The 24236-nt window shown below is 44.2% G+C and carries 9 protein-coding genes and 1 pseudogene; 8 read left to right on the top strand and 2 right to left on the bottom strand.

Annotated elements, in window-relative coordinates; genetic code table 11:
- The first annotated feature begins 44 nt into the window (after positions 1 to 44).
- The 6 genes from NST45_RS11470 to NST45_RS11445 all read left to right on the top strand — a co-directional run bounded on the left by NST45_RS11470 (position 45) and on the right by NST45_RS11445 (position 13137).
- Complete coding sequence (locus NST45_RS11470) at positions 45 to 1784, top strand: sensor histidine kinase (RefSeq protein WP_076141258.1); 1740 nt, start codon at positions 45 to 47, stop codon at positions 1782 to 1784.
- Positions 1781 to 3406, top strand: coding sequence for a response regulator (locus NST45_RS11465; RefSeq protein WP_339825619.1), 1626 nt, complete (start codon positions 1781 to 1783; stop codon positions 3404 to 3406). The genes NST45_RS11470 and NST45_RS11465 overlap by 4 nt, the downstream gene beginning before the upstream one ends.
- 84 nt (positions 3407 to 3490) lie before the next feature.
- The gene (locus NST45_RS11460) at positions 3491 to 5722 is read left to right on the top strand and encodes an FAD-dependent oxidoreductase (protein ID WP_076141260.1); all 2232 of its coding nucleotides are present in this window, start codon (positions 3491 to 3493) and stop codon (positions 5720 to 5722) included.
- 17 nt (positions 5723 to 5739) lie between these two features.
- A complete protein-coding gene (locus NST45_RS11455; protein WP_036677063.1) occupies positions 5740 to 6948 on the top strand; it encodes an SGNH/GDSL hydrolase family protein in 1209 nt (402 codons plus the stop codon).
- A gap of 296 nt (positions 6949 to 7244) precedes the next feature.
- Positions 7245 to 12851, top strand: coding sequence for a hypothetical protein (locus NST45_RS11450; protein ID WP_076141261.1), 5607 nt, complete (start codon positions 7245 to 7247; stop codon positions 12849 to 12851).
- 112 nt (positions 12852 to 12963) lie between these two features.
- Positions 12964 to 13137 (top strand): hypothetical protein, encoded by a 174-nt coding sequence (locus NST45_RS11445; protein WP_162164256.1) that lies wholly within the window; start codon positions 12964 to 12966, stop codon positions 13135 to 13137.
- A gap of 306 nt (positions 13138 to 13443) precedes the next feature.
- On the opposite strand, the gene NST45_RS11440 is transcribed toward NST45_RS11445, so the two are convergent.
- Both NST45_RS11440 and NST45_RS11435 read right to left on the bottom strand, forming a co-directional pair.
- The gene (locus NST45_RS11440; RefSeq protein ID WP_249267696.1) at positions 13444 to 14160 is read right to left on the bottom strand and encodes a discoidin domain-containing protein; all 717 of its coding nucleotides are present in this window, start codon (positions 14158 to 14160) and stop codon (positions 13444 to 13446) included.
- Positions 14137 to 15285: pseudogene (locus tag NST45_RS11435) on the bottom strand (glycosyl hydrolase family 8); the annotation flags it as partial. The gene NST45_RS11440 and the pseudogene NST45_RS11435, both read right to left, overlap by 24 nt.
- Before the next feature lie 975 nt (positions 15286 to 16260).
- Here NST45_RS11435 and NST45_RS11430 point away from each other — a divergent pair.
- Together NST45_RS11430 and NST45_RS11425 are read left to right on the top strand one after the other, a co-directional pair.
- Positions 16261 to 17202, top strand: coding sequence for a hypothetical protein (locus tag NST45_RS11430; protein WP_076141264.1), 942 nt, complete (start codon positions 16261 to 16263; stop codon positions 17200 to 17202).
- Positions 17203 to 17310: 108 nt separating this feature from the next.
- Positions 17311 to 24108, top strand: a complete 6798-nt coding sequence (locus tag NST45_RS11425) for a stalk domain-containing protein (protein WP_076141265.1) — start codon at positions 17311 to 17313, stop codon at positions 24106 to 24108.
- Positions 24109 to 24236 lie beyond the last annotated feature (128 nt).

The raw sequence follows: 24236 nt of genomic DNA, 5'->3' as shown, positions 1-24236 counted from the left end.
TATGCTATTATTTGTTTATTACAGATTTAAAAGGAAGATGATCGATGCGAAGAAGAATCAGCTTGCCTTTAAAACTATTTTTTATCGTGTTTGCATTTGTATTAAGCTGCATAATCTTGATAAGTCAATTGTCTTATCGCTATGTCCAAAAGGAAATAAGAACCTCTGACATTTATTACACCAACCAAATACTTGATAAGATTGATCAGTATTTCACAGTTAATTTTTCCTCCTTCCAGACGATGCTGTTCTCGGTCGAGTCATCGGTGAAAGCCAACATTGACAATCCGGACGTGATTAAAAAGCAATTAAGAGAGCTGTATGAACTCAACAGTAATTACGTCAGTAATATTTATTTGATCAAAAGCGATTTATCCATTCTAGGCGGAAGTACACCTACCCGAATATTTGATGAACCTTTATCTGAAAGAGAACCATTGTTTGAGGCAGCTGACAAGAACAGAAGGATTACATTTGTCAGTGATCCTTACAAATCTAAATATTCCGGCTGGACAGTTACGATGGTCCGATATCTGAACAGTGCTCCGTTTCCTATGGCCATTGCGGTAGACTTAGATCTAAATGCCATTGAAGAAACCTTGTTCAAGATTAATAAAAAAGAACAAATGAATTTGGCTCTAATCACCGCATCGGGAAAAATCATTGCCGGGTTTTCGGAAAATAAAGGACCCCTGAATGTTCAAGATCATACTTTTTCAGTCGGTGAAACGTCAGCGGAACAAATTCTGGATACTACAGAAACAAACCTTCAACTGCACACCAAGGAGGGGATTCAGGTCTCCCTTCTGAAAAAACCGACTGAAAAATTTAACTGGACCATCATCTCAATCAACGATGAATCACGCCTAAAAGCTGCTTTATCCAGATTGGAAACCTATTATATAGAGCTTCTAGCTGCAGGTTTTCTCTTAAGTCTGTTCGTTTCCTTCTTTATTGCCAAATATATAAGGACTCCGCTCTATGCACTCAAAACAAAAATGAAGCGGGTGGAGCAAGGCTCCCTCACAACTACAATATCGATTAACCGAAACGATGAGTTTGGAGATCTTTCCCGAGCATTCGATCGTATGCTGCAGCAAATTGTGGAACTGATTCGGGGAGCAGAGCTTCATAATGAACTTGAACGCAAGCTGGAAATTCAAGTACTGCAGTCTCAAATAAACCCTCATTTTCTGTATAACACGCTTGGTTCTATCAGCAATGTCATACGACTCGGACAAATAGAGAAAGTAGATGTGGTGATTGAGTCTCTTATTTCAATATTGGAATATGGGATAGCCGACGCTTCGGAGAAGGTATCACTGCGTCAGGAATTGCAAAATGTATCGGACTATATCGCGATCCAGAACATCCGCTATAACAGAAACTTCCACTTAATCGAAAATATCGAAGCAGGGCTAATAGATTTTCCGGTTTTTAGAATGCTGCTGCAGCCCCTTGTGGAGAATAGTATCTTCCATGGTTATAACGGTGGGGGGATCGAAGGCCCTATTACTATTCATGCGTACAGGGAGGGCGGCAATGTCATCATAGAAGTAGTTGATCAGGGCGAGGGAATTCCAACTGATAAAATAAAGCATATTTTAATTTCAGAACCGGGGGATGTGGAATTGAAAAGAAAAAGAATCGGGTTAAACAATATTCATGACCGAATCAGACTTCACTACGGAGAACAATTCGGGCTCCAAATCATAAGCATACCTAAGGAAATAACCCGGGTTCGCGCCTTATTCCCAGCAGGCTTGTTTAAAGGAGATGCATGATGATGAGAGACTACACCTGCTTCATTGTTGACGATGAAGATCTAATCATTCAGAGATTGGAATTGTTTTTTCACGAGCTCTCCCTTAGGGATAGGCGATTTCATTTAGTGGGAAAAGCGAATAATGGGCTGAAGGGGTTAGAGGAGATCGTAAAGCTTAAGCCGGATATCGTAATATCTGATATCGTCATGCCGCGTATGGATGGGATTTCCATGATTGAGCAGCTAAAGCCAAAGCTTCCCCATACCCAATTCATTCTTTTGACCGCTTATTCATCCTTTGAATACGCCCAGAGAGCTATTCAAGCCAACGTATTGGAGTACATTGTTAAGGTTCCGCTCAGAGATGCGGATTTGGATCGGGCTTTAGATAAGGCAGCCGGGATTTTAAATGAAGTTAAGAAAAAAGAAGCGGAATTTCAATCTTTAAACGTATCCGTGCTTGAAAATAAATATAGAGTCCGCAAGCAATTTTTTAACGAGCTTATCAGAGGCGAAATTCCTTCTCATCGGGCATCGGATTTTGCCAATCGTATGCAGTTCCATTTCTTTCAAGCCAACTATCGCTGCTTCATTGTCGAAATGAATATGTATGAAAGTTTCCGAAACGATTATTCAGCGTCTGATCAGAACATCTTGCGGTATGCGATTACAAATATAATCGAAGAAACGGTGATGAATGGTGGCAGTGGTGTAGCTGCGGATCTATCCGATAATCGTTTTATTGGCTTTCTTTCCTGGGAAAATAATCGCAGTGATCTGGAAACGGAATATGATTGCCAGACATTGGGGGGGCAGATCGTCTCCCACTTGCATCAATATTTGAATCAAAGGGTTTCCGTCGCTTTTGGAGGTCAGCACCGAGGCTGGGAATCCATCAAACAAGCTTACACGGAAGCACAAAATGTGAGTGATGATTTCTATTATCATACAGAGAAAGTTGTAAAAACACCTATGCATCGGTTCCAGTACCAGAATGACAGGAAAGAAGAAGTTCAACAGAAATTGGCTGATTTTCTTGCTGGGGTGAAAAGAAAGGTTTCCAAGGAAGAGCTGGAGAAAGCATTTGCTGATCTGAACCAATTTGTTACGGACCATAAAATCCATAAGTCCATCATGGCGCCTATGCTACGAGACTTGTACAGAGACATTATTGTGAAGTTTAAATCGGGGAACAAGTTGGCCACGGAAGTAGCAGAGTTTCCCATAGAATTTTTAGCTTTTCGGGAGCAGCTTGCCTATATTGGCGACTTTACCTTCGAATATGTACACGCTGGCCAACTTTTACATCGTATAGAAATCATGAGTGCTATGCGGTTTATAGAGAAAAACCTGAAACAGCGATTAACGCTCGAGGCGATTGCCGAGGAAGTGAATTTAGCTCCATCGTATTTTAGCAGCTTATTCAAAAAAACAATGAACGAGGGCGTTATCAGCTACATCAATCGTAAAAAAATCCAATTAGCTCTCGAGCTGTTAAATGTTCAGGATTATTCTATATTGGAATTGTGCGAGGAAGTAGGAATTGTGAATGAAGGTTATTTTTGCAAATTATTTAAAGAATATACGGGTGATACTCCTAAGCAATATCGGATAAAAATGACACGGTATGAATCCAATTAAGGTTGCAAAAAATGTGTGATTTTTTCGCGAAATCATGTAAAAAAAAAGGGAGCAAAAGGATTACCATGATAGAAGGATCTAATCATGGAGGTTATCAAAATGGAGCTTATTAAAGCAGATGTAACCGTCGTCGGCGGAGGTATTGCTGGGATATGCGCTGCCATTGCTGCCGCACGCCAAGGGCTGCAAGTGTCACTTATTAATGATCGACCGGTTCTTGGGGGAAATGCGAGCAGCGAGGTCAGGGTTCATATCAACGGGTCGGCATATCTCGGAAACAGTCCATCCTATTATGCACGCGAAGGAGGGTTGGTGGAAGAACTCAAGTTGAAGATTTTCCACTATAATCCGTTATACAACAAGAAGCTGATGCTTTCGCTTTCGGATACGGTCTTGTTGGATATGGTCTATGCTGAGCCTAACATTTCTCTATTTCTGAATACATGCGTGCATGAAACGGGCATGGAGAACGGCAGAATTAAATGGGTGGAGGGCCTTCAATTGGCTTCCGAAAGGAAATTTCGTTTTGAAAGCCGAACCTATATCGATTGCTCCGGAGATGGAGTTGTCGGATATCAGGCAGGTGCTCTCTTCCGATGGGGGAGAGAAGCGAAACATGAATACAAGGAAGAATTGGCTCCTGAAGTGGCGGACCATTACACCATGGGCGATACGATCCTGTTTCAAGCCCGTGACGTAGGATATTCCGTTCCATACAAAAGACCTGGCTTTGCGTATGATATTACGAAGTTGGCCTTTTTCGATAGTATCAGAAAAGGCTTGAACCATCGGGCTTTTCCAAGAAAAATCAACGGGCTTGGCGGATTGTGGTGGCTGGAATACGGCGGACATATGGATATTATCAAAAATAATGAAGACATCGCGTTGGAACTGCGGAAATTGGTGTACGGGATTTGGGATTATCTCAAAAATAGCGGTGAATTTGATGATGTAGACAATCTCATCTTGGATTATGTATGCCCGATCCCGGGAAAGCGGGAGTCGAGGAGGTTTATTGGGGATCATATGTTGTCTCAGAACGATCTCACAGCAAAGCCGCATTTCGAAGATGCTGTATCCGTCGGTGGATGGTATATGGATTTACATGCTAATAAGGGCATCTACGATGAGGGGCCGGCTACAGCTTGGAATTTCGTGCCCGGATTGTACAATATCCCTTTCCGCAGTTTATATTCACGAAATATTCCTAATCTCTTGTTCGCTGGTCGCAATATAAGTGCTACCCATGTGGCTTTCGGATCTACAAGGGTTATGGCAACCTGCGGTTGTATGGGGCAGGCGGTTGGAACAGCTGCTTCTTTGTGCTCGAAATATGAGGTAGACCCCGCGGCCATAGTCGAAGCTCATATGGGGGAGCTGCAGGCGCTACTGCTTCGAGACGGGCAAACCATTGTAGGCCTTCAAGAAGAATTGGATCCTTACTTCGCTGACGGATTAACTATTCGTGCCTCGTCTCAGCGCAGTTATGACAATCTTCATCCAACCGAAGAGATTTCCTTGGAGAAAGGGTTATGTTTGGTCTTGCCGATTCAGACATCCGTGGCTGAAAGCGTACGGATCAAAATTAAAAATAGGTCCAAGCATTCGGAAACTCTACATGTGAAGCTGTTTGGCGGGGAACGGAAGGAAAATTACATTCCAACCAGCGAGTTGAGAGACTACCACTTGGTTATTACAGCCGGTCATGACGACTGGATTACGCTAGACTTGGACTGCAAGAAACCGGATGACGACAAAATCTACATCATATTGGAGGGCACGGCGAGCCTTGCCATATACGGTAATGAAGAGAAATTGACAGGTGCGGTCAGCTTCCATTATAGGCCGGAAGAGCCGTCCAGGCTGAAGAAATTCAATAAGAGCATTTGCTTTAAGGACCTGATGCCAGCTCAGAATATGTATAGTCCTGAGAATGTTGTCAATGGCTACTCCAGACCTTATGGCCAACCGAACGGCTGGATTTCTGAACATTCGAAAGGACAGGAATGGTTGGAATTCTGTTTTACAAGCCCCAAAAATCTGGACGAAATCCATCTTGTTTTTAATTCACAGCTGGATTTGGAGCATTTCAACGATCCGATCGAGTCCCTTATTCAAGATTATGATATGACCTTGACCTTAGAAGACGGAACCGATAGGACAATCATAACTCGTGGGAATTATCTCACCTTGAATAAACATAAGGTGGATGAGAAACGTGTATCCCGAATCCGGATTAATTTCTGCGCAACTTATGGTTCGCCTTATTTCGAAGTGTTTGCTGTAAAATTGTTTGCTCCTAAAATCGATAAATGAGGTCAGGTGAAGTCACGATGAAGGAATTATTCCCTCGTAAAGGGCTCCCCAATATAATTCAAAAATTGGAAAATGGGGATACCGTAACAATCGTCTATTTCGGCGGCAGTAATACACGTTCTGAAGGCTACAGGGTCATGACGGCGGATTGGCTTCGTAAGCAATATCCTAAGGCGGATATCCGCTCTGTGAATGCAGGCATTGATGGGACAGGATCGGATTTGGGCTGTGCCCGTTTGGAGACAGATGTACTGCGTCATCGGCCTGATCTAGTATTTGTTGAATTTGTCGGTAACGATGGCGGAGATCCCGAATCCAAGGCGCGTATCGAAGGGATTGTCCGTCAGATCCGCAAGCGGAACCGGTTTACTGATATCCTGTTCGTTTATACGCTGAAGGAGCGGGATGTGGCCTTATTTCAGTCTGGGGAATACCAGAAGGGGGCTATAATGCAAGAGGAAGTGGCCGACTATTACGGCATTCCTTCGATTCATCTAGGCGTAGAGGTCAGTCACTTGGTGTCGGAGGGAAAACTCGTTTTTACCTCAAGGGAAGACGTGTCCATTTCCGGAGCCGTTGTTTTTACGCATGATTCGATCCATCCGACTATTCCCGAAGGACACCAGATTTACACGGATACGATCACCCGGTCATTTGAGAAAATTAGAGAACTTCAAGATCATCCGGGAAGGTCAGTACATCACTTACCTCAGAATCCGTTGGTTCCGGCTAATCCTTGGGAGTATGCGACCATGCTGTCACTGGATATTCTTACCGATTTTTCCGCAGGATGGTCTTACATGACTCCGGATGATTGTGCTTTAGTGCGCGAGTACAATTGGTTGTTCCCCGGCCTATGGCGAGCAGTCGATCCTGGAGAGGCTATCACGGTGCAGTTCGAGGGAACCCATATCGGGTTATTCGATATCGGGGGGCCTGATTCTGGCAGATTGAAGGTGTCGGTGGATGGTGGAGAACCCTTTATTGTCGATCGATTCACACTACACAACGATCATAATCGTAATCAGTATGTATTCTTGCCAGAGCTCCCGAATGGGAAACATACAGTTCGCTTCGAAGTCGATACCGAAAAGACAGACAAAGCGGCTGTGTTTGAGGCATGCGGCAATGAACGAAGTATTGAGCATGTTCGGCAGCATCCAGATTGGTATGATCAAACGGTGATCCAGCTTGGGAAGTTGTTATTGGTGCAGCCGCCATTATAATTAATCTAAAGGTTTTATCCAATTGAAAGACCTATTTTATACTGACTGCAGTTGAGCGGCCAGTTATGATGTAGGTCTCTTTTTTAAAGGAAGACAAAGTCGTTTCTTCTTGCTTAAAATCTTATAAGAAATTCTTGAAATCAAAGAAATTTCACAGTTCTGTGACATGCTATGATAAAAACGACGGAGCGGGATTAGCCAGAAGGATACGGCTGATCGCTTCTTTATGATCTTCGAACAAAGGAGGGTTTTATTATTTTGAAAGCGTTATCAACTTAAGGGAGGCTGTGAGTTGTATGATAAAAAGGAAGCTGTTTTTCTTAATCGTTTTCATCGTGACGATATTAGTTCCTTTCAGCCTAGACGGAATAAGGACCGCTTATGCAGAGACCTTACCGTATAAGACGATTATCATCGATGACGGGAGCATCACGATCAGTGATGTTGTGACACCTGATGTGGGTAACGAGAACAACGGATATTTGGCTCCGAATTGGACCACAAGTACAGGGGTGAAGGGGTATGATAACTCCAGTTCCAAATATACGAGTACAGCAGGCAGAACGATATCATGGAATCCACGATTGGAAGCGGGAACGGCGAGAATTTCGTTATACAAGCTTAACTGGGAAGATAAAGCAGATAGCAATGTAAAAATTGAAATCGTCCACAATGGAACGACGGATGTTCTTTTTATGGATTTGAGACCTTCATTTGGCGCTTCTGTGGGATGGGTTGATTTGGGAGAGTACTATTTTTCCGGAGTGGGTAACGAATTCGTTAGATTAACTCGGTCTACCAGCACAACCAGTACGATACTTACTCGTGCAGATGCGGTCAAGTTCGAAGGTAATATTCAGCAAAAAGAACCTCATAAGACGATCATCATTGATGATGGAAGCATCACGATTGATGATGTCGTCACCACTGATGTAAATAACGCAAATAACGGATTCTCCGCTCCTGATTGGACTACAAGTACGGGAGTGAAGGGATATAATAATTCCAGTTCCAAATTTACCGATGCAGTAGGAAGAAGCATCACATGGAATCCGCGATTAGAAGCAGGGACGGCGAAAATTTCATTCAACAAGCTTGATTGGGCGGACAAAGCAGACAGTAATGTTAAAATCGAAATTGTTCACAATGGGATTACGGATGTCATGTTTATGGATCTGAGACCCTCGTCGGGACCATCGGCCGGATGGGTTGATTTGGGGTCATATTATTTCAGTGGTGATGATAGCGAATTTGTCAGACTGACTCGAACACAACCTACGACCGGAAAGATCATTACGCGGGCCGATGCGGTCAAATTTGAAGGGAATATCCGGCAGCAGGCTCCCCCGTTGCCTCCGCTGCGCAGCCGTACATTGGCGAATCTCAGTTACACGGAAAAAGGCAGCATCGAGAATGACGGCTATAAAGCAACCTTCTATGAAGCAGCTTGGGATGGTGGCAAATCCATCGTTCGTGATTTGTTCTACAAGGACGCGGATACGGAGAACTGGGTACCTGTCAATAATGTATCAGAAAGACTTGAAGAACAATGGGTCTTATTGGATGGGAATGCGGGGAGTCGTACCAATTACTACGATACGATGAACAAACACTGGATTACATTCGACGAGATCGACTTCCCCGACAGCCACACGGCGATATTAACCGATTCATCACATGAAAGCGATTACGATTTACAAGTGAACTGGTCTATGTCAGGGGACAAACCTGATGTTTCCTTCGCCTTTACACCTCGCAGGGATGGCAATTATGTAATCGGTTATCAGTCCTTCACAACAGAGCAAATCTCAGGTGTCAATGAAGTGTTAAATGGTTTCAGATCACACGCCAAAATGGTAGGTTCAGTGGAATCAACAAGCTTAAGGGAACTGAGCGCTCCGATGAGTCTGGTTGAGAAGAATGACGGTTCGGGGAATCCATTGACGTATGGGGTATTTGTTCCGTCGGATGAGCTTCCGGTTGAATTTGAACCGACGGGAGGTGTTACGAAGCAAAGGCTCGGCATGAGCCTTGTCAACAACGAAGGCAGCGTGCAGCCAATCTTGTATGCTCCTCAATTAGGGACCTATTCGCAAATGAACGCAGAAAGCACTTATCAATTTCATATGGGACTAATCGCTCAAAAAAGCAATTTGTATGAGTCCTACGCGGATATTCTTCGCAAAGAGTACGGTTATTCTGCATACCGTGAGAATGTATCAGATCAGTCGCTTACTGACGCGATGTTCAATATGATCGATTTACTTAAGATAGAGCCGCAAGGAGATGACTCTGTTGATTATGTCCCGTCACCCAGCGGGTGGTGGAGCCGTGCCAAGGGCTTCATTGACATCGAAAACGAGGATAGCGTTCGAACAAGCTCGAATGCGGTTCTTTTGGGGGCTTACTATTTGACTGGGGATGACCAGCTTTACGATACGAGAGCATTGCCGTCCGTCCAGTATGGCTTATCGCGAAATGGCATAGGTTGGTCGCCGACGCAGAAGCCAGTATACGGTGTGCCGTCGTTATGGAAAATGGCAACCTTGCCGTTTGATTTTTCAAGCGTAGCCGCTGTCAATCAGATGATGGGTACTTCGGCAGGAATTGGGGCGCTAGCACAGGAAGAGTACCTCGTGCGTGATCCTGACCAGAAAGACCGCGGTCCTGTCATTCAGCCCCTGATGATGTATCGTATGACGGGAGATGCGCATTATTTACAGGCTGCCAAGGATGCAGCCGACAGCTATATCATGCAGCATATTGATACGCCTGCATCTGTTAATGTGAGTAAAAATGAGTTCATTTATTATTATAGCAAGCTGTGGATGGAGATCTTGGAGCTTTACGAGGAAACTCAGGATCCCAAATACTTGAATGCTGCTTATAAGGAAGCCAAACGGTATGCAACGATGTTCGTTGCTCGTCCGGTTCCTGAAGGTGCCGTTACGATTCCGCAGCCTGAGACGTATAATTACGCGGAGTCGTTCCATTGGCCGGAAAGTGGTAAATATCAATATCCTCGGATCAAGCTCCCAGAAGATGTAGCCGGAGGCGTACAAGCGGATAGTGAGCTTGTTTCTCCCAATGGATTGACGTTTGAAGCGGGAAGTACAACTGGCTATTATCGGATGAATGCTCAGGAAGCTCCATTCATGCTGAGATTGTCGCTCTATACAGGTGATACACTGCTGCAGGATATTGCTCATAATGCGGTTATTGGTCGGTATTCCAGTTATCCAGGTTATTACTATAAGGGCTTCGCCGTTAGCCAACTTGAACCAGAGTTTCCTCTGGAAGGCCCAAGCGGGGCTACATCTATCTATTATCACCATATACCGGGACAACTCGGGCAAACGATGGATTATTTGATCAGCGAACAATCGTTGAAATCGAATGGTAGTATTACATTCCCTACTGTATTTGAAACTAATTTTTTATGGTTCAAATATCACCTCTATGGAAATAAACCAGGTCATTTTTACGGTAATTCCGACGTTTGGCTCTGGATGCCCAAGGGGATTATTAAGACCAACCATCCTCAATTGAACTGGATAACGGGAGAGAGCGGGAATAAATTCTACATCGGGTTAAGCAACGAATCGTCAGCTGAAGTCCAGACTCCTATCGAATTGAATGCGCAAATCATTGGGTTCAACCCGGCACAAGATTATACCGTAACCATCATCCGCGACAATGGCACACCAGAGCAAACGGTTATGAGTGGCGGAATCATTCAAGCCACGGTTTCAAGCAAGGGAATAACCGCTATCATTGTAGAAGGACTCAACATTGATGTGCCGCTGCACCAGGTCAGAACTGCTGATACATCGGAGGCAAGCTATTTCTTCGATATCCACAGCCCTATAGATGCGGTTAAAGGTATGCTGATCGTCAAGCCCGACGAAACGGCCTATGATGCTTATGTGCAGGCAAAAACGACAAAACCAGCGACGATCCATTATTCCTTGGATGGCGGGGCGACGTATACGACGATTCCAGATACGATTTATCCGATGGAATGGTCGATACGGGTAAACGATTTATCCCAAACCTTCACTTATTATGTGGAATCGGACGGGAAACAGACTCGCAAGCGGACACTCTATTTGCCTGATCAGGTACAAGAAACTCCGGTTCAACCGGATTGGCAGAAGGGTTCATCGATCATTGTGGATAATACGGAGGCGGAGACAGAAGGCGTCTGGATACGGGATACAACCGCTAACGACTATTACTATGATAACTATGTGTACGCCAAATCGGCTGCCGGCACAGCGACAAGCAGAATTAAATGGCAGCCTGAGCTGCCGGAAAGTGTTACTTACAGTGTGTATTACAAGCTTCCGCAAATAACCGCTACAAGTGAAAATTGGGCAACGAATGCCTCATTTACCGTTTATTATAGTGGAGGCTCCGAGACGGTTACCGTTGATGAGACAACGGCCAATGGGACTTGGGTGCACCTGGGAGATTATCCTTTTGCAGCAGGCGATAGCGGATATGTCGAGTTAACCAATAAGGCCAACAAGTCACGGGTAGTTGCCGATGCGATGATGTGGGTCGATCCAAACAGTATGCCGCAATTGGAGTCTGTGGTGATCCTGTCGGATCGGAGTGAACTGCAAATGACTCAAACCGCACAACTAAGCGTGACCGGCTATTTGGATAACGGTCTGATTGGTGATCTATCACAGGCAAATGTGCAATATTTCGTTGATCGAACCGATCTGGCTGAAGTGGACAGTAGCGGTATGTTGACCCTTCTAAGTCTCGACGGAGAAACGGATCATATTGAGGTATGGGCCACTGTAACGATTGACGGGGTGACCTTAACAACGCCGTCTTTGACAATTGCGATCAGGGACTTAACGGTTATTGTCGACAGCACGAATACGACTGGGTTATACACGACAGAAGGATCTTGGAGCCAAAGCAATTTAGCCGGATACAAAATTGGGGTTAAGTCCCGTTACTCTACCGTGCAAGGATCATCAGCGACGTGGAAAGGCCAGTTCCCAGAGGGGAAATATACGGTCTCCATCTACAAGCTCGTCCATACGACGGCAAACGATAATTATGTCAAAGTAGAAGTGAAGCATCAGTCGGTTACCGAGGTCACGTATATTGATGCAACCGTCGGCTCCTCAGGTTGGGTTAATCTAGGAACGTTCGACTTTACTGGAGACGGCAGCGAGTATGTTCGTCTAACCAGGGTTACTCCGACAACGGTAGATCCGCCAACTCTACCTGCCGATATGATTTATACGAGGGCTGATGCAGTCAAGTTCGAACGGCATTCCGTTAGCCCGGAATTGCTTGCAAATGGGGTGCCAGGTAAACCGGCACTTTCGAATAATAGCGGTGTTGCCACAGGCATAAATGATGGCAATTACGAAGTTACGATGAATATGTGGTGGGGAAACAATGGCTCACTGTATAAGTTGTACGAGAATGGCCAATTGATCCAAACGAAGTCACTGGCCGATGTTTCGCCTGCTGCCCAGACTTCCATTATTCCTATTCAAGGAAAGCCGAATGGAACCTATGTGTATACATGTGAGTTATCGAATTTGTATGGAACGACTTCATGTGATCCACACACCGTCACCGTGACTGAGGCGAATCCCGGCAAACCTGTGTTGTCTAGTGACAACTGGGATCAAGATGGGGACTATAACATTACTGCTAATATGTGGTGGGGCACGAACGCAGCACAATATCGATTATATGAAAATGGCGAACTCATTGAAACGCAATCTTTATCTTCACAAACACCAAGTGCTCAATCGGCCATTACACAAATCTCAGGGAAAACTCCTGGCATTTATCAATATCACTGTGAGTTTATGAATGGAAGTGGAACTACGGAAAGTGATACTATACAGATTATTGTAAAATAAACCTATGAGCTGAGTGGATGAGAACGATCCATTCGGCTTTTTATTTCTAGGAATTTAGTATTGAATTATGCAAATCACTTGTAAAACGATGATGTAAGAAGACAGTACATTTTTGGAACATATGCCGGAGCATCCAATCGTATTTAATCTAATCTTTCAAAGCTCACAACTGGGTGATATTTACACGATACTGCTCATGCTAGATCAGCAGGGCGATTTCAGCCAACCGTATTATTTTGAACGTGAGATGTGCCAGATTAAAAAATATAACTATGTGCATCCTTGAAAAATCAATTACGGCTTTGATCGGCCCCTCCGGTTGCTGGAAATCAACCTTGTTGCGAACGATAAATCGAATAAATGATCAAGATCAGGATATGAGAGTGGAGGGAGGCATCCAGATTTCGGGATATTTAATCTTTAATAAAGAGATACGAGCAAATGTCGCAATGGAAATGGTTCTTATTCTCCTATAATCGAAATGAAGTCCATATAGCTGCACATCCAGTGATAATACGGTTTATAGAACCGTCGCTACCCTAAGCAAAAGTAACAAAGCCTGACGGATTCATATCCGCCAGGCTTTGTTCAATTAAGAGCCGTAAACCTCGAAATCGAATATTGAATATCCGTATACGGTCCCTCTAGCAGTACACAGCACTCTGACGTAACGTCCGCTATTTGCGGTAAATGTAATATCGTCAATAGAACCATTACCGGTCGTTGTTACGTAAGTATCCGTCCATGTTGTTGCGTCGTTAGACACCTGAACTTTGTAGCCTTTAGCGTAAGCATCTTCCCAATTCAACTTGACGCGGTTCACACTTTGGGTTGCACCCAGATCGACGTAAATCCATTCATTGTTGCTTCCTTCCATGCTCGCCCAACGGGTAGTGGAGTTGCCGTCTGTTGCCTTGGAAGCTTCAAATCCTGCACCTTCGATAGAGCTGGCTACCGCTGTCTTACCTAGCGCAAGGTTGGTGTTGTCAGGAGAAGTTGCACTTGTAGTTGCTGTTGCGGTATTGCTGTTAGCAGACAGGTTGCCTGCGGCATCGACAGCTTTCACCGTATAGCTGTAAGCTGTCGATGCGGTAAGTCCGGTATCGCTGAAGGATGTGTCTGTAGGTGCGCCTACTTCCACGCCGCCACGGAAAACCCGATAGCCTGTTACACCGACATTATCTGTGGAAGCAGTCCAACTCAGATTAATTTGGCTGCTTGAAGCTGCTGTTGCGGTCAGATTCGTTGGATCCGAGGGAGCTTGTGCATCCGCTGCACTGTAGGTAGGCTTCCACCAGTTCCCCGAGATGAACAGTAGGTTCAGCATGTTAAAGGAGTCGCTAAAGTAACTTTCCTTTTTGTTCTTCATCCAGTCCCAACCGGCATTGACCCAAGCTTGATGCGTGCTGGTAGTCGTCGCTGCGGAGATGAAAGGCGCTACGAATACCGCTGTTGCATAAGTACCGCGATTCGAACCGTTCAGTTGGTAACCATCCTTCACATTGTTCGGATTGTTGCCTGTTTTTCCTTTGATCCATACCACCATTTTATTAGCGATATCCTTACCGCGGGTATCTCCGTACAAGGCGTAATCCATTACGATCCGAAGTGGTACACGGCTTGCATTGTAGTTGTATTCATTTGTTTCAGGGAACTCTTCCAAATAGTTTGGGGGAGCCGGCTTAGGCGGGTTGCCTACCACGAAGTCCGATATCAGACCTGTGCTAGACGAATAAGCTGCTGTAAATTGGCTGTATACGTTATACAGATTGTTGATGACATTTAGCCAAGTTGAATCTCCAGTTACTTCATTGAAAGCCCGTAGATGGCTGAGCATCCAGTCGGAGGGACGGGTATTCAAGGCGCTCTTCGTATCCCAGTCACCAAGGTTCAGCCTGTTGTTAGTTGTCACATTGCTAAGCTTAATAGCGCCAATCATCTTTTTGGCTTCAGCCAAATAATTGATCGTTCCGGTCGAGCCCCATTGGCGATCAGCTAGAATAAGGGAGTAAGCGATATCGAGGTCCCCGTCTGTTGCCGAACCGAAGTGCCCTTGAGCCCCAGTACTATCTGCTACTACCCATCCCATCAGGTTCGGGTTGTTAGAGCTCTTGAACGCTCTAGCCGTTTTGAACAAACCGTCATAGATTGTTCTGGAATTCGTATCGTAACCGGCCATAAGCACGGTAATGACCATACCGTATCCTTGGCCTTCCGATGTGCCTAGCGGATCGAAGCCGTCCGCTTCGCCAGTAATGTCACCTTTTACATAGTATCCTCCAGTCAGCGAGGACAGGTTGTTTTTAAGATAAGTAGCCTTCCAGTAGTCATAGTAGGAAGCTACAGAACTATTCAACGAGGATTGACTGACGTGGTTTGGTTTAATGATACCCGGATAGCTGACTTGTTGAGGAAACGGTTTCAATTCACCCGCTCCATGAGCTTTTGGTTGAAGCGGTGCAGGTGCGGCTAATGTCGATAGAAGCATAACCGCCGAAAGCATAACAAGTAACATCACTTTCATTGTGCCTGAGGTCGATTTCAATGAGTACATAAAAATTCCTCCTTAAGTGATGGTTAGTTTAATTAACGTCAATGAATTCTCCTTCCCTATAGAATGATCTCCAAAGTAAAACGCTTAACAATAAGTGCTACACACGCTTATAATGTTTAAGCGCTTTAACTTTAGGGCGGAAGTGACATTTACTTATATGCTGAAAAAGATTTGGAGATACGTGCTTCCTTAGGGAATCATCGCATCCTCAACGTTACTATTAACACTTTCATTGTGCCCGAGGTCGATTTCAATGAGTGCACAAAAATTTCTCCTTAAGTGACGGTTTTTAATTAACGTCAATGAATCCTCCTTCCCTATAGTCTGATCTCCAAAGTAACACGCTTAACAATAGATGTTATTTAAGCCTATAAAGTTTAAGCGCTTTAACTTTAGGGCGGAAGTGACATTTGACTTATATGCTGAAGAGATTTGAAGATATGCGCTTCAATAGGAAATCATCGCATCCTCAACGTCACTTTTCACCTATAGGTAGAAATTGCTAACCCAGCAGCATTACTTATGCTCAAATGTATCACAACTATTTTCGCCGTGTCTAGGTGTTTGTGAATAAAATTTAAAAATTAATATCCATAAATAAAAGCGTTTACACCAAACGACAGTTCCTTTTTAAGATATTGATCCCCTAGCACACACAAAGTTGCGAACTAGGACTGTTTTTTTATAAGTCAAATTTGTTCTAATTCAGTCTAAATAAGCGCTTACATTAAGGGGTGGCTAAACTTACAATAATGTCTAACCATTTAAATTTGGGAACTTCTCCTGCAACGGGGAAGAATTTCACTGTCATGGCTTTCATGCAAAGCTAGGTTGAATATTGGAAAGGGGGCTGTCATGGGGATTACAAGACGAAAACCAACAGTGATTATCTTGTTTACCGCTCTGATTGTTCTTGCTTTACTCATGTTGGGCTTAACTAACAAAAAGGCGGAGCTGCCTGAAAACTGGATATTTACAGTAGATGGATATGCCGTAACAGAGGAAGAATTTCATTTCTATGTAACAGAGCAAAGAGCTGTAACAGCAGACTATTTCTTCAGAACTTATGGGGCTCAAGTAGATGAGGGCTTCTGGACACGTAAATACGGCAAAAATCATGAAACCCCCTCTGAATACGCCAAAAATTCTGCGATGACTGCATTGCTAAAAACCAAGCAGGAGCAATTTATTGCAGATGAGCGGGGGATCGCCCCTTACCAAAGCTTTGATGAGCTTAAATCCGACATGGAAGAAGAAAATGTTAAGCGAGCTAAGATGGATGATTCAGGAGAGACTTACTATGGGTTGCCTCAGTTTGATTTATATCAATACATGCAATATTTAAGTGGCGCCCGTTGGCCGGATTTGATAGAAACCCAGGTAAAGAAAACGAAAATGAGCGACGCCCAGTTACAAGTTGAGTATGCATCAAAAAGTGCGGATTATATTCGTGTAGCTGATAAATTAACGGCTGCGTTAGCGACAGCGGGACAAGTCAAAGAAGAGAAAGTGCTAAATCGTTTAGATATATCCAAAGAAGATACCGAGTCTCTTAAGTTCTGGGAGTCTTTAGCTGCTGCTTCTGTAGGTGAGACAGTAATCGGTAAATATATGGGTGAGGATGTCGTTGCTACATTAACCACAAAACCGGAAATCACCAAGCTTAAACTGGAAGAAGTGAAAGATTCCATTCTATACGGATCGGCGGAGTCTGACTTGCGAGCGTTAATTGCAAATACGAATGAATTGAAGATCGTGTATAACGGTAATCGATTCAGTGAGTTAGTAGTGAACTAGAATAGTTAGTTTTTAAGTTTATAAAAATCTATGTCTATTGAGACTTCCATAGATACAGATTTTTTATAAAGTATAAATTTATTAATTTCAAAGGGAGGAAATTTTGGAATGATACGATGGAAATGGATGCAAAAAGCTTTGTCGATAGTTACGGCTACAACGTTGGCATTCCCTGGTCTGTTCGGCTTGGCACCTTCATCCGAAGTGTCAGCTGCGGGAGGGAGCGAATCTTTTGACTCCGTTGTACTAGAATTGACAAAAGCGGCAGGTCAAACAGGTAGGGTAAATCTTACGTATAAAGGTTCACCTTTAAGCAGTCTGGTTAAAGGACCGGTTATTGACGAGGTAAGTTATGATTCCAGCAATTCGCAACTTTTAACTGTTAATAATCAGGGGAACATTACTTTATCTAACGGTTATACATTTGCGTCGCCAGATGCTCCGGGCGTTCCGGTGACAATCACGGCCAGGGCGGGTTATTACCCTGACTCAGAAGTGTTATTCATGGAGGACTTCGAGAACAACAATGGTCCGATGACATCTATGAGCAAATTAGGCTCGTCATTCACGCTGTCCGATGCACAGTCCCGTTCTGGATTGAAAGCGATTACACCTTCGGATGATACGAATAATGAAAAGGTAGCTCAAGATGTGGCATTGCCGGCTGGCAGCAATTATAAGATGACGGCATGGTATTTTGACCCGTATCCTAATGAGGAGAAGACTGCGACGGATAGAACGCAATTTGCTATTGTAGATGGTAAAAATGCCACCTTTGCCGGGACATTCTATCAAAGTTCAGAGGCTGATGTTATTCATAACCCGACGAAATATACTTGGGCTTATGCACCATCATCAGCGGGTACAGCAGGCAACCGTTGGAAAGATAGCGGGGCTTTACGTTCCACAGGCTGGCATAAATTCGAGTGGCTTATTACACCAAATGGTGCGACGTTACAAATAGACGGAACATTAATATCCGATTCAGCGCAAAGTGATATTTACAGAGCTATGAAGAGCGGTACAACCATTCAGCCTAAAATAGCGGGAGGATGGAATAGCCAGACAGGGAACAAAGCTTATATTAAAAATAAACATCTAATCGACGATTTTTATGTTGTAAAAGATGTGGCTACAACAACAGGAACCAGAACATTAACAGTGAATTTGGTGCCTCCCGGCGGATTGCCAAATTTAGAAATAAGCACTCAGCCAACAGCTGCAGAAGTGAAACAAGGTGAGACAGCAACATTTAGCATTACGGCATCAGCCGCTGCTACTGCTTATCAATGGTATGTATCTGATGATGAGACTGGCTTGAGCGGGACAAAAGTCAGCGGAGCTGATAAGGCAGTATTAACACTTTCCAATGTGGACGCAGCTTCACAACAAGGCAATTTTTATTATTGCGAAGTTTCCTCGGCAGAGGGAGTTGTAGTGAAATCCCATGCTGTACCGTTGTTGATAACCACCAATACGCAGGTGAATGCACCAATTAATCCAACGCTTGACTCGGATTCGGGTATTTATAATGGCGCTTCCAATTACGGGGATACCCTTGTAACACTGTTCAAAGACGGTGTACCTGTTGGTTATTATTTATCGAAAAATGGGGGACCCGACCATCCTAACAATCATGAAAGGCATCATGTTCTGCCCTATGCAAGGGCACTGGGAGTGGGCAACTACACTGTTACAGCTATTGTCATAAATAATGCGGGAGATATCAGTGAAGAAGTTGCAGCATCCGGAATATTAAAGATTGAGAAATTGCCTGTACCGGCAAATGCCAGATGGAACGGCACGTACGCTACATGGGATCGCGTCGCTAACGCATCTGCCTATTCGGTTCAACTCTTCAGTAATGGAGTGGCTAAAGGAAGCCCGATTGCAGCAACAAGCAATGATGCGGCTTTGTCCCCGACTTTAAATGATACATTTAAAATAAAAGCAAACGGCAACGCAACGTCACGATTCTTAGACTCTGATGAGTCAGGGGAGAGTGCACAATATTCAGCGAACATTGCGCTAATTCGCCAGAACGATACATTACGGGCAGGAGATAGAACGCGGTTAATGGTTGACACAGCTGATGTGTTCGTTGCTGATAACATCAGCTTCAGTCCGGCGGATCAAGACAAGGATAAGATTGAAGTTGATGATGCCGGATTCGTGACGGTTAAGAAAGGTTATATTCCGACAGGGAACGAAGAAGTTACTGTACATGTGAGCGTTGATTACTTCAATAAGGCTGACACTAAGTTTTACGATGGATTTGAAGGGGAGAAGAAATTTTCAAATGGTGCGAACGGATATGTTCACAGCGATGTGATGTCTCGTACCGGAGGAAAGGCCGCGACATCAAGCGGCGCCGGTCAGGTGGCGACTGTTCCAGGTACCTATAATTATGCCCCTGCAACCGGTAAGACAACAATCGTTACTGCTTGGTACTATGATGATGGCAGAGCGGCTTCCAATGACCACGCTGTCTTTGGCTTAACCCCATCGTCCAATGAACATATCGCAATAAATTATGGCAATGGAGATGGTGACTGGGCGGCAAATCTGACCAATTACGCAGTCAGGCCTGGTTCATCCGGGAGATTCTATCCTGTAGATGTCCAGCGAAGCGAAGGTTGGCATAAATTTCAATGGTTCGTTACATCAACAGGAACAACCTATAAAATCGATGGACAAGACATTCAAAGGCAAACAACAGCTGGCGGAAATTTTGATACTCCAGTTAAGAACAATATTTCCAAGATCGATGCATTGCAGCTTGCTACGAACTGGGGCAACAAGCCTGGAACGGTTAAGGATATACAGAACAGGCATTTTATCGATGACGTATATGTTATCGATAGTGGAATAGCAGCCCAAACCGGAACAGCTTCTATTACGCTAAAGCTCTTGCCTAAAGAGTATAGTCACTTGGAAGACAGCACATATGTTATTGGTCTGGATGACTATAATATCACCGTAAATCCTGATTTAACGGATCTGGCTGGAGTGAAGATCGGCGCTGTAACTCTGCTGCGGGATGTGGATTATACGGTTAGCGGTAATGTATTGAAGATTAACAAAAAATCATTCACAAGAAATAATATCGTGCCGGGAAAATATACCGTTAGACTTGATCTGTATCCTGCCGAAATCACCTTCGAGTTGAACATTGTACCCCTTGAAGTCCGTGATTATTATCTCTCCAATAACGGTGACGATCATGCAGATGGACGCACACCAGCTACGGCATGGAAATCAATCTCCAAGATTAATGAATATGTATTTATGCCAGGTTCAACTATTTATCTGGATGCGAATAGCGTATGGAACGAACAAATCAGACTGCGCGGCAATGGTGAGGAAGGAAATCCGATTACACTTACAAAATATAATACGACCGACCCTAACCAACGCCCGGTAATTAATGGTGGAGGAACAGCGTCGAGCCCATCAGGCATTTCCTTAAGCGGTACCATAGAGTTATATGACGTAAACTATTGGGTAGTCAGTGGAATTGAAGTAACGAACATCGGCAATGCGGCAGGTGACGGCCGCTCCGGTATCGCTGTAATGTCACGGATTTCCAAGCTGGGACAAGGTCAGTTTAATATTCAAGATTATGCTGATGCTCGTATGCAAGGAATCGTCATTCGAGATAACTATGTTCATGATGTTAATGGGCTGCACCAAGCAAATGGAGCAAGTAAGGTATCCGGCGGTATCATTATTAATGGTTATGTGGATATATTGGTTGAAGGCAACAAAACCCTTCGTTGTGATAACGAAGGGATTCGCAATAATGCCTACGGGCCAAGCAATCCTGGGACTAATAACACAGGTATTACTTGGAGTAATTCAAGCTATCCTTGGGCATCCAACGCTGTGTTTAGAAACAACTGGGTTTCTAGTTCGGTTGGAGATGGCATTGTCATGTCCGGCGGGAACAACTCCCTTGTGGAACGAAATGTGGTCACAGACAACGGTTATAGCTATTTAAGCGATAAGAGCGGCAATCTGGTTACGAACTGGGGGCCAAATAATACAACACCAACATATCTAGGTTCGCAAAACTATGCGGCTGCGTGGATTATGGCAAGTAAAGGCACCATCTTCCGCTATAATGAAGCTGTGGATAACCCTTATCATGCAAGTAATGACGGTATGGCTTGGGACATTGACAACTATTGTCAGGACAATGTGTATGAATACAATTACAGCCGAAATAACTATGGTGGTTGGTACTTACAGATGAATGCTGCCAAGGGCAATATCGTTCGCTATAATATTAGCGTGAACGACGGCCGCAGCCCCGATTTTAACAAGAGCTTTAACAGTCTAATATTGCTTGCAGGAGGTTCTTCAACGAGCGAGGAATTAAGTGGCTTATACTATAACAATGTCATCGTCACACCATTGAAGAATAGCAGTTCGTTAGTATTTGACCCGACAGCCTTCAACTTGCACATTTATTTCCAAAATAATATATTTGCCTACACTGGGGCAAACAACCAGGTTGGTCTGAAAGGCGGGGGAACATCAGCTCCATTTGCAGCCGGACGGTTTACGAACAACATTGTGTATCCGGCTAATCTTTTTGGCAGCATGAACGCAGGTGGAGGCGGATATCTAGGTGCAGGCGTAACAGCAACAGACAACCGCTATGTAACGGAAGAGGAACTGAATTCTATATTAAAAGATTATAAATCTGCACCTGAACATTGGATTACCAACAGTGGGACAGTGGATGCCAAGCTTGATTACGATGCGATGAACGGGTTCCGTCTTGCGGATGGTAATAACCTGGCCTATGGTGCAGGTGCCGAGATTGTAAGCCCATATGTGGATCGGGCGAATGCTCTGCCTCATATGACGGAGAGAACAGACTTCTTCGGCAATTCACTTAGCGGTAGAACGCCTTCCATCGGCGCGCACAACCCTTATGCGGTAACTTTTGATTCCAATGGGGGCAGCGAAGTTGCGGTGAAGTTCGCTGACATGGGCGGTACAATTACCGAGCCAACAGCGCCGACAAAAGATAAAACTGTTTTCGGCGGTTGGTATCAAGATAAAGGATTAAACGATGCTTGGAATTTCGATGCTGATCCTGTTACAAGGGATATTGAATTATATGCGAAATGGGCTGAAGACGCAGGTACGGCACCAACGATAATGACGAATTCGCTTGCGGATGGCAAGGTAGGACAACCTTATTCGGCAGTTCTTACCACTGATGGCGATAAGCCGATCAAATGGGCTGTTGTAGAGGGTCAATTACCATCAGGATTGAGCTTGGATGAAGATGTTGGTGTTATCTCTGGTACACCGGATCAATGGGGTCAATTTACGTTCAAAGTTCAAGCAAACAATGACGTTGGCAGTGACACAAAACAGTTCAATATAGTGATCACTGAAGATGTCTCAGTTGATACAGCTCCGGAGGTTATCACTAAGAATTTACCAAATGGCAAAGTTGGACAACCGTATACAGTAACACTAGCGGTATATGGCAGTGAACCGATTTCTTGGAAGGTCCAGGGAGGAGATTTGCCAGTAGATTTGAACCTAGATGAAGCAACAGGCGTTATCTCGGGTACGCCTCTAGAGGCGGGATATTACGAATTCACTGTTGCAGCAACGAATGATTTTGGTAGAGATGAGCGAGCATTGAGCATCGAGATTAAAGAAGATAAGCCAGTGGATACAGCTCCGGAGATTATCACTAAGAATCTGCTAAGCGGCAACGTTGGACAACCGTATACGGTAACATTAGCGGTTTACGGCGACAAACCGATTACCTGGAAAGTGAGTGATAATTATTTACCTGCTGGGCTGAATTTAGAAGGAGCTACGGGTATTATTTCAGGCGTGCCTACTGAAGCGGGAACTTACAAATTCAATATTACGGCTTCCAATCATGCTGGCATGGATACGATAGAGTTAACTATTGTAATTACTACAAATGACAGTGGTGGCAATAATGGCAATAACAATGGCGGCAATTCAAATGGCCACAGCAGTACGCCGACTCCTTCGCCAGAGTCATCAGTAGCGGAGCGTATTGATGCTACAATCAAAGAGCAGCTGAAGAAGGGCAATTCCATTGCATTGACGATGTCAGCCGGAAAAGATGAGCTTGAGATTCAAAGCGATACGATCGGTGCGATTATTAATGCCGACAAACCGCTAATCGTTACGAATGACACCGTATCTGTTAAATTATCCGCTGAATTGTTGAAGCAATTGAATACAGGAAAGCGGATGAAGATTGTCATTAAACCTGTAAATGAAAGAGACGGAGCTATAGGGCGGGGATATGAATTAAAGATCTTCGTGGATGGCCGGGAAGTAACGGATTATAGAGGGCTTATACCCGTAACCTTCGATCTGTCAAAAGAGAAGCTGTCGACAAACGATCTTAACATGCTATGCGGTGTTATGCTTCAATTGAACGGTAACATGGAGCGTTTAGGCGGCAACTATGAGCGTGAGACAGGTAAATTTACCTTCACGGCAAAAGGACTAGGTTATATCTTCATTACAGCCAAGCCTGAACCTGTGAAATTGGAATTCACTCTAGGAAAGACAGGATATAAATTAAACGGAATCGAAATGAGTATGGACGTTGCTTCAACGGTAGTTAAAGGCAGAACGTTAGTCCCACTGCGCTTCATTGCCGAGAGCTTAGGAGCAAATGTAAGCTGGGATAACGTTACGAAAACCGTAATGATCACCTTGAAAGGTCAGACTTTATCGATTAAGATCGGTGAACTTGCACCAGGAATGGATGTAGCAGCTGAACTTGTAAACGGTCGTACTATGCTCCCATTACGTTTCATTGTTGAGTATTTTGGTGCAAATATATTCTTCGATAATACTTCGAAATCTATTAGTATCATGAAGTAGTATTTCCTAAAATTAGCAGCTACGCTCGAAACCCTCTAACATGCACTGCCATGTTAGAGGGTTTTCTAGTGTGCGACAGTCATGGACGATAACTTGGCGGTGAAAGTCCGCACGAACGATAAAATTGT

The organism is Paenibacillus sp. FSL R7-0163 (assembly GCF_037969975.1).
Taxonomy (GTDB): domain Bacteria; phylum Bacillota; class Bacilli; order Paenibacillales; family Paenibacillaceae; genus Paenibacillus_AQ; species Paenibacillus_AQ odorifer.
Note: the sequence above shows the minus strand (reverse complement) of the source record. Positions and strands in the feature narration are given on the sequence as shown.

Bases quoted from the DNA above. Each gene is read 5' to 3' on its own strand.
- NST45_RS11470 (WP_076141258.1), top strand. From the start codon at position 45: ATGCGAAGAAGAATCAGCTTGCCTTTAAAACTATTTTTTATCGTGTTT.
- NST45_RS11455 (WP_036677063.1), top strand. From the start codon at position 5,740: ATGAAGGAATTATTCCCTCGTAAAGGGCTCCCCAATATAATTCAAAAA.
- NST45_RS11425 (WP_076141265.1), top strand. From the start codon at position 17,311: ATGATACGATGGAAATGGATGCAAAAAGCTTTGTCGATAGTTACGGCT.
- NST45_RS11450 (WP_076141261.1), top strand. From the start codon at position 7,245: ATGATAAAAAGGAAGCTGTTTTTCTTAATCGTTTTCATCGTGACGATA.
- NST45_RS11460 (WP_076141260.1), top strand. From the start codon at position 3,491: ATGGAGGTTATCAAAATGGAGCTTATTAAAGCAGATGTAACCGTCGTC.
- NST45_RS11430 (WP_076141264.1), top strand. From the start codon at position 16,261: ATGGGGATTACAAGACGAAAACCAACAGTGATTATCTTGTTTACCGCT.
- NST45_RS11465 (WP_339825619.1), top strand. From the start codon at position 1,781: ATGATGATGAGAGACTACACCTGCTTCATTGTTGACGATGAAGATCTA.